Raw genomic sequence first — 12866 nt, 5'->3', positions numbered from 1 at the left:
CAAAGTAATACTTCGCCTTCGGTTATAAAATTAGCATTCCGTCACCGTAGCTGAACAGTTTCATCTTGTTCTCGACGGCCATCCTGTAGGCTTCGAGGGTGTTTTCGCGCCCGTAGAATGCGGACACCAGCAGGATGAGCGAACTCTTGGGCCAGTGGAAATTCGTGAGGAGGCCGTCTACAATCTTGTAGCGGTAGCCGGGATAGAAGAACGCGTGCGTGATTCCCTTTTGCGCCTTCACGATTCCATTCGCATCGGCAATCGTCTCCACGACGCGCGTGCTCGTAGTACCCACGGTAACGATGCGCCCGCCCTCGCGCTTCGCCTTGTTGATGATTTCGGCGTTTTCCTTCGTGAGTTCGTAATGCTCGCCGTGCATCTTGTGCTGGGTAAAGTCCTCGACCGAGATGTTCTGGAACGTGCCTGGCCCTACGTGCAAAGTAACCTCGGCAACGTACACGCCTTTCGCCTTGAGGTCCTCGAGCATCTGTTCACTAAAATGCAGGCTCGCCGTCGGGGCAGCAACTGCACCCGAGTACTTTGCAAAAATCGTCTGGTATGCCTTCTTGTCGTCCTCGTCGTCGGGACGGTTGATGTAGGGAGGGAGCGGCACGTGGCCCTCGCGATTCATCACCGCTTCAAGTTCCACGGGGGTCGTCGCAAAGCGGAGCACGCGGGCTCCATCTTCGTGAATATCCTCGACCGTCGCCTTGACACCTGCAATTTCGAGTTCGCGTCCGATCTTAAAGGCCTTGCCCGGGCGGACCTGCGCCTCATAGCGGGCATCGCCGTTCTCTGCCGGAATGAGCGACTGCACGAGTAGCGTTTCGACTTCGCCGCCGTGCAACGTGTGACCGTAAAGGCGCGCAGGAATCACCTTCGTGTTGTTCACCACAAGGCAGTCTCCAGGGCGGAACAGTTCCACAATTTCGGGAGCCTTCATGATGCGTCGCGGCCCGCCATCCTTGGGACAATGCAGAATACGCGTCTTGCCTTTCCCCGCCGTGCGGGTAGCAATCAGTTCCTTCGGGAATTCGAAGGTGTAATCGGAGAGGTTATGTTCTTGCATCTCAGGCGTCCATATCAGACAGTGCGTTCTTGAGTTTCTGCTTAATCTTTTCCTTCAGCGAGGCGGGTTTCAGAATACGCACATCGTTGGTGACACCCATCAGCCAACTTTCGAAATCCGGGGTAATGCGAAGTTTCAGATCGACAATCATGTTCTTGTTCCTGTCGAAACGCTTTGAAATCGGCGGATTGAAATGCGAGCGTTCGAACTGCGTCTGCAGCCACTTCGTCCTAATCTCGAGCGAGACATCTTCCACCTTGTCGCGACCCGTGTACTTGCCAAAAGCATACTTGTAATGCGTTTTCTCATCAAAGGCAAACTTCGGGGACGCATGGTTCGTTTCCGTCACGCTGTCAATCTGTTCAAAAAGGTAGTTCTTGAAAACCTGATTTCCCTTGTCGTCCACTTCGCCCGCGACAAGATAGAGCGTGTCCATGCGCATGATGACCTTGACCGGAAAGACTTCCTTCGTTTCTTCGGCGACCGAGGAATGGTCCGTCGAATGGCGGTAGTGAATCCTGATGGCCGTTCCGCTGTGGATTGACTTGAGAACCCGATTGACAAGCGCATCCTGCAATTTATCATCGCAGAAGGGGCCGTAATCCAGCACGTAATCCGGGTCTGTCGAAATGGCTTCGGGCTTAAATTCGTTCGGGTCCGTCGTTTCCAGCAGGCTTATTACCTTATCCAAAAGCTTTATCGTCTTTATTTCGGGAGCGGAATTCGCAGCCATCGTCTTCTTGATTTTATCGAGTTGCTTGACGATATTCTGGTTAAAGTTCACCTTCTCGTCGGGCTGGATAACATAGAAGGTCTCGCCCTCGCTCTTGTACTTGCGAAGACCGCAGTTTTCCTTCTGGACGACATCGAGATGACGGAAAACGGTGCGGATGCCACACCCGAGCGCCAAGGCCAACTGCGTCACGGTCATCGGATTCTTTAGTTTATTCTTAATAAGGTTGATTTTTTCGTATCCTGAAGCCATAGGCACTCCTTTTTTATAAGTTTCCAGCCACGCGCAAGCGATTTTCCACAGCCGTCGAAAGGGTCATCTTTACCGCGTTCACAAGGGCAATCTGTTTCTGAAAAGCCGAATGGACCCTTCCTTCCAGCAAATACTTGTCATCGACAAACGAGACCTTTATCTTGGCCCCCTGGAGCAAAGAATTCAACGAATAGCTGTGTTCCATTTCCAGGCAGGTTTCTCGATTCCGCATTTCCCTTTCCGGCAACGACACCATCGAGAAGTTCAAATCCTGCAAACCGGGAACTTCGGCAATCCTATTTTCCAAATCCTTAGGGCACAGGCCTTCGAAGCAGCACAAGGACACACTACCCTTTCCATTTGCTACTTCTACCTTGTAATCAAAGACATTTCGTCCAAAGGATTCCAGCAACATGTAAATTTCGTTTTCTATCCGCTTATCCGTCATGCCAGGCTCCGCAATAACCTTCGTAAAGTCAACGCAGCCACGAACGCGAGGCATGTTATTGATACAAGCCCGAAGCGAGCGCTTAATCATGACGCTCTTGACAAGGCCATCCAGGTAGACAACGCCCTGTCCAACCGTCACCGAGACCCTGCTTACGTCATCCGGGAAAAGCTGGCGCAACTTGTTGAGAACAATATCGGACAACTTGTCGTTAGGAATGTTCTGGGCTTGTTCCGGAAGCGTTATAAACAAGACGGAACCATCTTCGAGCAGTGTCGCCAACTTATCCTTGTCGCCATCTTTCACGAGCCCGACTGCAATACCAAACTTATCTCGCAAAGTGTGGTAAATATTATCGCCAAGCAAAGTCTGGGCGCTCTGCGCCGGAAGTAGGCGATAGCCTTCGGCCGATTTTTCACGAACCGGAGCGGGATGGTCGAACACAAATTTCATGTCCTGGCCACCATCATAGCTCACGACAATGATTTCTTGCTCATTTGTCCTGAAATAGCTTTTGACCTTCCCCGGCTTGACCGATTCCTTGAAATAGAGCCAATTTCCCGGAGAAATCCGACTATAGCCATACACAGCGGTGTAATCGCCCGCATCAATCGGCCTCGAAAAGGCAAACTCGTTCGAAAAGCCGACAAACGCAGCCGAGCACCTTTCACACATGCAGAGAAGCGGAAGATGCGGTTTCATTCCTCCATAAGTGGAATAAGGTTCACGTGCATAGACCCCGTGATCGAGCACCTGACGACAACGGCAGCAGAACAACTTCTGCGTATGGATCCTATGAGGAAAGAGATTTCGCATGGGTCAGCGAAGATTACCCCATCAGCGGGAGAGCGACATCGATGCGGCGGAGGACTTCGTCCTTGCCGATGATTTCGAACATTTCCCAGAGGCCGGGGCCAGCAGTCACGCCAGAAACAGCGAGACGCGGAGCACCGACGAGTTCACCCACCTTGTGGCCGCAACGTTCGGCGAGGTCATAGAAGCCCTTCTCGATGACCGGTGTCTTGAAGTCTTCGATGGAAGCGAGCATGTCGCGCACGAGCGTCGCCACTTCCTTGGAGCCTTCACCGAAGTGCTTCTTCGCACCCTTTTCGTCGTAGGTCGTCGGGGCGACAAAGAAGTACACGGCCATGTCAGCCAGATCCTGCACGAAGTGGGCGCGGGGCTTCAACTGCTTCACGATTTCGTCGAGGCGAGCTTCCGGTTCCTTGGAGAGGTCGATGCCCTTTGCAGCGAGACCTTCCTTCATGATACCCTTGAGGAATGCGTCGTCGCACAGGTGAATGTGCTGGCCGTTCATCCACTGCAGCTTCTTTTCGTCGAAGCTGGCGGACTTGGGGTTGATGCGTTCCAGCGTAAAGCTTTCGACCATTTCCTTGATGGTCATGACTTCGCGATCGTCGCCCGGGTTCCAGCCGAGGAGCGCGAGGTAGTTCACGAGAGTCTCCGGCAGGTAGCCGAGGTCGCGGAAGTCACCCACGGAAGCAGCCCCCTTGCGCTTGGAAAGCTTGCCGCCGTTCTTGTCAAGAATCACCGGCAGGTGGCACCATACGGGCGGCTGCCAGCCAAATGCCTTGTACAAGAGTTCGTGCTTCGGCGTGGAGCTGATCCATTCGTCGCCGCGGAGCACGTGGGTCGTACCCATCAGGTGGTCGTCCACGACGCTTGCAAAGTGGTACGTCGGGTAACCGTCGCGCTTGATGAGCACGAGGTCGTCCAGAAGTTCGTTCTGGTAGCTGATGTGACCGCGAATCATGTCGTCGAATTCGGTGACGCCCGTTTCCGGGACCTTGAAACGGATGACAGCCTTTTCGCCAGCGGCAATCCAGGCTTCCGCTTCTTCACGGCTAATATTACGGCAGTGGCGGTCGTAACCCGTGACCGGCACGTGAGACTTTTCTTGCTCGGCGCGGACTTCCTGCAGGCGTTCTTCGGTGCAGAAGCAGTAGTAGGCGCAACCCGCATCCAAAAGTTTCTTGATTTCGCGGTGGTAAATGTCCAGGCGTTCGCTCTGGAAGTACGGGCCGCAGTCGCCTTCGCAACCCGGACCTTCGTCCCACTGAAGTCCCAGCCACTTGAGGTCGCGCATCAAGTCGTGCAATGCAGTTTCGTTGTAACGCTTGCGGTCGGTATCTTCGATACGCAGGTAGAACGTGCCGCCCATGTGTTTGGCAAAAAAGTAGTTGTAAATAGCGGTGCGCGCACCGCCCACGTGGAGGTAACCCGTGGGGCTCGGGGCAAAACGGACGCGGACAGGACGGGTTGCAGAATTTTCGCTCATAGATTCCTCATTTAAATTTCAATTATCCCGCACAACTTCGCGCAGGAACTTTACATGACAAAAAATAGCAATTTTAAAGAGACGGGCGGTTTGCCAACTTCTCTATGATGGCTTCGCAACCTTCGTTCACGTCATCCCAGGTTGCCTGAAAATTACCCGTATACCACGGGTCCGCCACATCGCGCGGATTACCAGTCCAATCCATCAGCAGCGACACCTTCGACATGTCATGCCCTTCGCCCAGAATCCAGCGCAGGTTTCTCAGGTTATTTCTATCCATGAGCACGATATAGTCGTAATATTCGTAATCGCCTTGCGTCATCTGGCGCGCATGTTTTCCGCTACAATCGATTCCGTGGCTTGCAAGCATACGTTTTGCGGGCGGATATACGGGATTCCCGATTTCCTCGGTACTTGTCGCGGCACTTGCCACCTCGAAATTCTCGAGTCCCGCCTTCGCAAGCTTGTCCTTCATGACAAACTCGGCCATGGGGCTACGGCAGATGTTCCCGTGACATACAAAGAGGATTTTCGTCTTTTTCATAATGTCAAATATAACAGCAGGGCCTACACGCCGCGACGTTCGGGGTCCCACACGATTTTGTGAAGTTGCACCTGGAATCGGGCGCCATTCCGCGTCATGGTTTCGCTATCCAGCATCCAATCCACGATTGTTTCGTTCGGCAGCATCCCGAAAACTGGCGAGACAAAAATATGAGGCATGTCGCATGCAGGACTTTTCCGCAGCAACGAAAGCTGCGATACCACGCGTTCTGCTTCGCGCAGATCTTCGACGCTCCCAACAACGAACTTCAGTACGTCATTTTTTCCAAGCGTCGCGATATTTTCCATGCGCATCCTGCCCGACATCCCGCTACTGCCGCATTTCCAGTCCATGGTATAAAAAAGCGACGGGAAGCGCCACTTGCAGGGAACCGTGCCATTGGTTTCGACATTGACCTCGAAGCCCGCACCGCATAGCTTCGAAAGCAGTTCGTCGACGCCTTCATGAATCAGCGGTTCGCCGCCGGTGAGCGTCACGCAACCGGCCCCGCTTTCGCTACGGTATTTGTCTACAGCCGACAAGACTTCATCTACATCCATTTGTGTGTAGTCATGACCTTCGACCGCATACATCAAGTCGCAATAGGCGCACCGCAGGTTGCAGCCGTGAAGCCGCACAAAGACCGCGGCCTGCCCCATGCGCAGGCCCTCGCCTTCTATGCTCTTAAAGATCTCGCACACCTTCATGGCAGGCCCTGTCCCTAGCGTTCGTACTCGACAATGTTGCCTTCGCTTTCCTGAATCTGAACCTTGTAGCAGTGCGGAACCTGCTCGCAGACCCAACGCGCCATGTTCTCTGCGGTCGGATTAAAATCCACGACGTCATTCAGGAACTGGTGATCCAGCTTGCCGTGGACAATTTCCTTGATGCGCGAGAAATCGACCACCATCCCATTCTCGTCAAGAGTTTCGGACTGGCAGAAGACCGTGATAATCCAGTTGTGGCCGTGGAGCCCGCGGCACTTGCTTTCGTACGGAAGCGACAGCTTATGAGCTCCGGAAATTTCGATTCGTTTGATGACTCTGTACATATCAGGCCTCGTATTCTGTCGTATCGTCGATTCCCGCTTCGGCGAGAGCCGCCTTGCGTTCCAGACAGGTTGCGCACTTTCCACAGTGGATTCTACCACCCTTGTAGCAGGACCAGGTCGCGCTATAATCTATGCCAAGAGTTTTTCCCCTGCAAGCAATATCAGCCTTGGAGATATTCGTATAGGGTGCGTCAATGGTGATACCGGCGTAGGTGCCCGCCGCAATCGCCGCCGACATGTTCTTCACGAATTCCTCGCGGCAATCCGGATAAATGGCATGGTCACCGAAATGGTTCGCCATCATCACCTTCTCAAGGCCGCGGCTTTCAGCAAGGCCCGCCGCAACAGAAAGCATGATGCCATTGCGGAAAGGCACGACCGTCGACTTCATGTTCTCGGCAGAATAGTCGCCTTCAGGGACTGCATCGGCACCCGACAGCAGCGACGACTCAAAATAGTCGTGCATGAACTTGAGCGGAATCGTCACATGCGGAATTCCCAGCTTTTCGCAGTGGAAGCGGGCGAAAGGAATCTCGTTGTCGTTGTGGTTGCTGCCGTAATCAAACGAAACGGCAAGTGCAATATCGGCGGCACGCTCATAAAGCAGCGTGGTGCTGTCCATTCCGCCGGAGAGGACGAGCAATGCGTCTTTCATAGGGGCTCCTAGTTTTGTTTAGAGTCAGGATGGGTTTCGAACTGACTGATGCCCAAGATAGAAAAATTACAGTTTCCCGTCTTTAAGAGGAGAACTTCTTGTTGGTATGCGCCTCGACCACGTTCACCACGTAGTCGCCCAGCTTCTCGCAGTCGTTCACCACGTCCATGTAGTGCACGCCCATCTGGTAGCTGTATTCCTGGTTCTCGATATCGGTGACGTTCTTCTCCTTGAGGAGCTTGCGGTAGTCGTTGATTTCGTTCTCCAGGTTCAGCGTGCGGTTCGCATCGGCCGATGCATAATCGCTAATGACATCGATCATGTTCGTAAGCGCATTGTCGCACAGCTGCATGATATGCTTGATATGGCCGTACTGGTTCTCCGTAAAGTCTTCCTTGCTGCGGAACTTGCGATTGATGGCACGGGCCATGTTGTAGCAGGAGTCGCCGATGCTTTCGATTTCAGAAATTTCCCTGAGCATCGACTGGATGTTAGTCTTACTTTCGGGACTCAGGCGGCCTTCAGAAACCTTGTTAAGGTAGTTCGCAATCTCGATTTCCATGTTGTCGCTGATGCCTTCGTACTTCTCGATGCGGGCAAACAGCTTGACGAAGTCATTTTCGTCCTTCATCTCGAGCAGTTCGGGCACCATGCGGAACATCTTCTGCGTGCGGGCTGCAAACAAGTTAATTTCCTTGCGGGCTTCAAAAAGCGAAAGTTCTGCAGTGCTCATGAGGCCCGCGCTGATAAACTTGACCTTGAAATCCTCGCCGTCTTCCTTCTCGCGGATAATCTTGCAGATGATTTTTTCCATCGGCTTGATGAACCAGATAAGGATAAGCACGTTGCAGAGGTTAAACGCCGTATGGAATGCCGAAAGCGCGTAAGTGACACGGACGCTTGCCTGGGCAACTTCTTCTTCGGTATGCGGCACGAACGTCGGGTCAAACCCCACGATGCTGCAAACCATGTTCACGAACGGGCGGAACACTATCAATACCCACACCACGCCGAACACGTTGAAGAGCATGTGCGCCAAGGCCGCGCGCCTTGCCTGCGTACTTGCTGAAAGTGCCGCAAGGTTCGATGTCACCGTGGTACCGATGTTTTCGCCCATCACGAGCGCAATACCTTGGTAAATCGGGAGCACGCCGCTACTGCAGAGCAAGAGCGTAATCGCCATGATGGCGGCAGACGACTGCACGCACATGGTAAGGATGCTTCCCAGCAACAGGAAGAGGAGCGTGCTGAAGATGCCCCAGCCGCCAGTCGTTGCAAAGAAGTTGATGACCGCCTGGTTGTGGGCCAAGTCCATCGCCACAGCATTTTCGCGCAGCGTGGTAAGGCCCAGGAACATGAACGCGAAACCGAAGACAAATTCGCCCAGGCTCTTGGTCGAGTTCTTCTTGGTGTAAGAAAGGATGATACCGAGGGCGAAGAAGGGCCACACCACCGAGCTCATGTTGAACTGGAACCCGAATATGGACATGATCCACGCCGTGGCCGTGGTACCGATGTTCGCGCCCATAATAACAGGAATGGCCTGACTCAATGTGAGCAGGCCAGCATTAACGAAGCTTACGGTAAGTACGGTCGTAGCGGTAGAAGACTGCACCGAGGCCGTGACGAACGTGCCTGTGAGGAGGCCTCCGATACGGTGCTTGGTCATGGTGCCAAGGACTGCGCGGAGGTGCCCGCCGGTGAGTTTCTGCAAGCCTTCGCTCATGGTCTTCATGCCGAACATGAGCAGCGCAAGGCAACCAATCATTTTGAGAATCATAAGTGTCATAAAACCTTATTCGTTTTTGAAAGGGTTGTAAAACCGACCTTGATTTCGGTACCGAGACCAACGATCGAATTCAAGTGGATTGTCGCATGGAGGACTTCGGCGATGTGCTTTACGATAGCAAGCCCGAGACCCGTTCCGCCGGTTTCCTTGGAGCGGCTCTTGTCTACACGATAGAACCTCTCAAAGATGCGGGACTGGCATTCCTCCGGGATTCCGATACCGGTATCCTTCACGGCAATGGAGTCCTGTTCCACGAGCACGACGACCTTGCCGCCCGACTCCGTGTAACGTATGGCGTTGTCCACCAGGTTGAAAATCATTTCGTAAAGCAGTTTGGAGTTCGCGATGATTTCTGCGGATGTTTCGCCTTCCAGCGAAAGCGAGATAGACTTCTTGCTCGCGTTCAGGCCGAGGCTCTCTACACAGGAATGCGCAACGTTCCAGAGGTTCACCTTTTCGCCCAGCTCGAACGGTTCGCCACCATGGTTGTCGAGTTTCGACAGCGTGATGATGTCGTTCGCGATGGACTGCAGGCGGCTTGCCTCCTTATGGATTTTACCCGCGAACATCTTGACATCCTCGGGTTTCGCCAAGCCGCTCTCGATGAGTTCCGCATAGCCCGAAATGGAGGTCAGCGGTGTCTTGAGTTCGTGCGAGGCATTCGCGGTGAATTCATCCTTCAGGTGAGTCATTTTCTGCTTTTCGTTCGAAAGCTGTTCAATCGTCAGCTGCAGTTCCAAGTCCTGCTTGCGGATGGTATTCACGAGGGGCGCGATTTCCTTGTAGACGTTCTCGATTTTCATCCATTCGGGAGTACCGAGCTGATCCACAAGTTTCTTGAGCGGACTCACGAAGGTACGGCTGAGCCCGATGGCTATCAGGATGGCTGCCGCCACAATGGCCGCAAGCAGTACGACAAGATACGGGATTGTCTTGGAATACACCTTCTGCAAGTTCGCCTGGCGCATGCCGAGCCTGAGCACGTTTCCGTCATTCAGGCGCTTCGCAAAGTAGAACGCCTTCGCCTGCAATGTGGAAGAGTAACGCAGGTCCTCGCCCACGCCTTTCGCGAGCGCATCGATAATCTCTTCGCGGTCGTTGTGGTTTTCCATCTTGGCCGCTTCGGCATCGCTGTCGTAGAGAATCCCGCCCTTCGAATCGACAAGCGTGATGCGGAGATCCTTGCTTGCAAATTTCGCAAGTTTCTGGGGTTCGCCCCCAAGCGATTCATTCGCGTACGAGGTTTCAATGAGGCGCAAGTTTTCGCGCAGGAGTCCCTTGAGTTGCTCCGCCATTTCGCCTTCAAATACACGCGTCGTAAAAAAGACTGCAAAGAGCGCCGCAATCACTCCCATGTATATCAGGCTGTAGCGGATGCGGTCTTTCATTGTGCCTTGTACCCTACGTTTCGGACCGTCTGGATAATCGCACCTCGCTCGCCCAGTTTTTGTCGGAGCGTCTTGACGTGCATATCGACCGTCCGCGTATCCATTTTGAAATCGATGCCCCAGATTTTTTCCAGAAGCTGCTGCCTGGAATAGACGAGCCCCGGATGCGACACGAGAAGCTTCAGGAGTTCGTATTCCTTGTAGGTGAGTTCCACATTCTCGCCGCCCGCCGTGACGGTGCGCTTGGCCTCGTCGAGCGAGACATCCCCGAGCGAAATAATTTTCGGTTCAGCCGCTTCGACATTCACCATGCCCGAACGACGGAGCAACGCCTTGACACGCGAAATGAATTCCAGGACACCGAACGGCTTTGCGATATAGTCGTCGGCCCCCAGATCGAGCCCCTTGACCTTGTCCAGTTCGGAACTCTTCGCGGTAAGCATGATGACGGGAACATTGCACGTGGATTCCTGCGTACGGAGACGTCTCAGGATGCTAAGGCCGTCTTCGCCCGGCAGCATGATGTCGAGGACAAACAAGTCAGGCACGCGGGCCTTGACAGCCTCGTCAAGGCTTTTCCCGCAATCGAAGGCTTTGACCTCAAAACCGCTACTCTTGAGAGCGTAGGCTTCCATTTCGCGGATTTCGGAATTGTCTTCAACTATGTAAATCATATTCACAATTTACCCAACAACAAGATAAAAAGACCACAGCGTTTATCCAATACCTGAAGCAACGGCTTCGCAAAGGTTTTATCTACACTTTACACAAATTTTACTTGTAAAAAACAGGCACGAAAAACTTGCGGTACAAAAGATTTCTTGACACCGTATTTACAAGGTTCGTACCGTAATTCGCACAAAGCAAGCGGGATTATGTAGAGAATTTTTTGTTCGCATGAGCCTCGACCACGTTCACCACGTAGTCGCCCAGCTTTTCGCAATCGTTCACCACGTCCATGTAGTGCACGCCCATTTGGTAGCTGTATTTCTGGTTCTCGATATCGGCGACATTTTTTCCCTTGAGAAGCTTGCGGTAGTCGTTGATTTCATTTTCAAGGTTCAACGTACGGTTCAGGTCAACCTGCTGGTTGTCGTCGAGCACGGCAATCATGTGTTCGAGCGCCTTGTCGCACAGGTTCATGATATGCTTTATGTGGTCGTACTGCTCTTCGGTAAAGTCTTCCTTGCTGCGGAACTTGCGGTTGATGGCGCGGGCCATGTTGTAGCAGGCATCGCCAATGCTCTCGATTTCAGAAATCTCCCTGAGCATCGCTTGGATGGTCGTCTTGCTTTCGGGGCTCAGACGGCCTTCCGACACCTGATTCAGGTACTTCGCGATTTCAATTTCCATGTTGTCGCTGATACCTTCATACTTTTCGATGCGGGCGAACAGTTTCACGAAATCGTTCTCTTCCTTCATTGTCAAAAGGTCAGGCACAAAATTGAACATCTTGCGAGTGCGGGTCGCAAAGAGGCTAATTTCCTTACGGGCTTCAAGGAGCGAAAGTTCGGGAGTACCCATGAGGCCGGAGCTGATGAAGTGCAGGCGGGAGTCCTCTTCCTCTTCGGAATTCTTGGACTTGATGACCTTGCACACGAACTTCTCGATGAACTTGATGAACCAAATCTGGATGAAGGTGTTCGACACGTTGAACGCAGAATGGAACGAGGCGAGCACCACGGAAATCTTCGCGAGGTTTGCAGCATAGCCTTCATCGCCCGGATGGATGGAAAGGTCGTAACCCACCACGTGGCACACGGCGGCGAGAAACCACTTGAGCACAATCACCACCCAAATCACGCCGATAACATTGATAGTAAAGTGAGCTAGAGCCGCGCGACGCGCCTGCGTATTGGCTGAGAGAGCTACGATGTTCGCGGTAATCGTCGTACCGATGTTCTCGCCGAGCACGAGCATGATGCCCTGGTCAATGTGAAGCACACCGGTGGAGCAGAGAATCATCGTGATGGCCATGATGGCGGCAGAAGACTGCACACACAACGTGAGGATTGTTCCCATCACGAGGAAGAACAGCGAGTTGAAAAAATTCGGTTCGCTGAAATGCGCGAAGAACTGGCTGATAGACGCGCTTGCCCCCGGGTCCTGCACCACGGTAAAACCGGTTTCTTTAAGGGTGGTAAGGCCAAGGAAAAGGAAACCCACGCCAAACAGGAACTCGCCCAACACACGCTTCTTGTTGAGGTAAACGAGAATGATGCCCACGAAGAACGCCGGGTAAACGAAGTTTGCAATGTTGAACGAGAACCCGAGGCTCATGATCCATGCCGTAACGGTCGTTCCGATGTGGGCGCCGAGGATAATCGAAATCGCCTGCATCAGCGTAAGTAGCCCCGCATTAACAAAAGAGACCGTCATCAACGTGGTGGCGGTCGAACTCTGTACTGATGCTGTGACGAACATGCCGGTAAGCATACCCGTGAAACGGTTTGTGGTCATGGTTCCGAGCACATGCCTGAGCTGCGGACCCGCCATTTTCTGCAAGGATTCACTCATCGACTTCATGCCGAACATGAGGAGCGCCAGGCACCCTAACATTTTAAACGCCATCCAAGCCATATAATAGGACCTACCTATGGAGCGCCACTACCGGATCATCGTCGCTGCCTTTCAGCTA

At 53.1% G+C, this 12866-nt stretch carries 12 protein-coding genes; all 12 read right to left on the bottom strand.

Translation table 11 applies throughout. From position 1 onward, the window contains the following. Positions 1-22: 22 nt before the first annotated feature. Positions 23-1069: a tRNA preQ1(34) S-adenosylmethionine ribosyltransferase-isomerase QueA gene (queA, locus tag B4A77_RS00655; RefSeq protein ID WP_290732361.1), complete on the bottom strand. Its 1047-nt coding sequence runs from the start codon at positions 1067-1069 to the stop codon at positions 23-25. 1 nt (position 1070) lies between these two features. Continuing rightward, entirely contained in the window at positions 1071-2054 is a 984-nt protein-coding gene (locus B4A77_RS00650; RefSeq protein WP_173382747.1) for a helix-turn-helix transcriptional regulator, read from the bottom strand. Positions 2055-2067: 13 nt separating this feature from the next. Further along, complete coding sequence (locus B4A77_RS00645) at positions 2068-3204, bottom strand: BON domain-containing protein (RefSeq protein ID WP_290737356.1); 1137 nt, start codon at positions 3202-3204, stop codon at positions 2068-2070. Positions 3205-3331: 127 nt separating this feature from the next. Beyond that, entirely contained in the window at positions 3332-4801 is a 1470-nt protein-coding gene (gene gltX, locus B4A77_RS00640) for a glutamate--tRNA ligase (RefSeq protein ID WP_290737354.1), read from the bottom strand. A 73-nt stretch (positions 4802-4874) separates the two neighbouring features. Continuing rightward, positions 4875-5345 (bottom strand): low molecular weight protein-tyrosine-phosphatase, encoded by a 471-nt coding sequence (locus tag B4A77_RS00635; RefSeq protein WP_290732373.1) that lies wholly within the window; start codon positions 5343-5345, stop codon positions 4875-4877. 23 nt (positions 5346-5368) lie between these two features. Then, positions 5369-6052 carry a radical SAM protein gene (locus B4A77_RS00630; RefSeq protein ID WP_290737353.1) on the bottom strand — a complete coding sequence of 228 codons (684 nt, stop codon included), beginning with the start codon at positions 6050-6052 and terminating at the stop codon, positions 5369-5371. Positions 6053-6066: 14 nt separating this feature from the next. Continuing rightward, the gene (gene queD / locus B4A77_RS00625) at positions 6067-6396 is read right to left on the bottom strand and encodes a 6-carboxytetrahydropterin synthase QueD (protein ID WP_173382742.1); all 330 of its coding nucleotides are present in this window, start codon (positions 6394-6396) and stop codon (positions 6067-6069) included. Position 6397: 1 nt separating this feature from the next. Next, a complete protein-coding gene (gene queC / locus B4A77_RS00620) occupies positions 6398-7051 on the bottom strand; it encodes a 7-cyano-7-deazaguanine synthase QueC (protein ID WP_290737351.1) in 654 nt (217 codons plus the stop codon). An 82-nt stretch (positions 7052-7133) separates the two neighbouring features. Beyond that, the gene (locus tag B4A77_RS00615) at positions 7134-8840 is read right to left on the bottom strand and encodes a Na/Pi cotransporter family protein (RefSeq protein ID WP_290737349.1); all 1707 of its coding nucleotides are present in this window, start codon (positions 8838-8840) and stop codon (positions 7134-7136) included. After that, positions 8837-10228 carry a sensor histidine kinase gene (locus tag B4A77_RS00610; protein WP_290737347.1) on the bottom strand — a complete coding sequence of 464 codons (1392 nt, stop codon included), beginning with the start codon at positions 10226-10228 and terminating at the stop codon, positions 8837-8839. The genes B4A77_RS00615 and B4A77_RS00610 overlap by 4 nt, the downstream gene beginning before the upstream one ends. Then, positions 10225-10902 (bottom strand): winged helix-turn-helix domain-containing protein, encoded by a 678-nt coding sequence (locus B4A77_RS00605; RefSeq protein ID WP_290737345.1) that lies wholly within the window; start codon positions 10900-10902, stop codon positions 10225-10227. The genes B4A77_RS00610 and B4A77_RS00605 overlap by 4 nt, the downstream gene beginning before the upstream one ends. A gap of 199 nt (positions 10903-11101) precedes the next feature. Beyond that, positions 11102-12787 carry a Na/Pi cotransporter family protein gene (locus tag B4A77_RS00600; RefSeq protein WP_290737343.1) on the bottom strand — a complete coding sequence of 562 codons (1686 nt, stop codon included), beginning with the start codon at positions 12785-12787 and terminating at the stop codon, positions 11102-11104. Positions 12788-12866: the final 79 nt, after the last annotated feature.

Origin of the sequence: Fibrobacter sp. UBA3718 (genome assembly GCF_002371935.1) — a bacterium.
Taxonomy (GTDB): Bacteria; Fibrobacterota; Fibrobacteria; order Fibrobacterales; family Fibrobacteraceae; genus Fibrobacter.
Note: the sequence above shows the minus strand (reverse complement) of the source record. Positions and strands in the feature narration are given on the sequence as shown.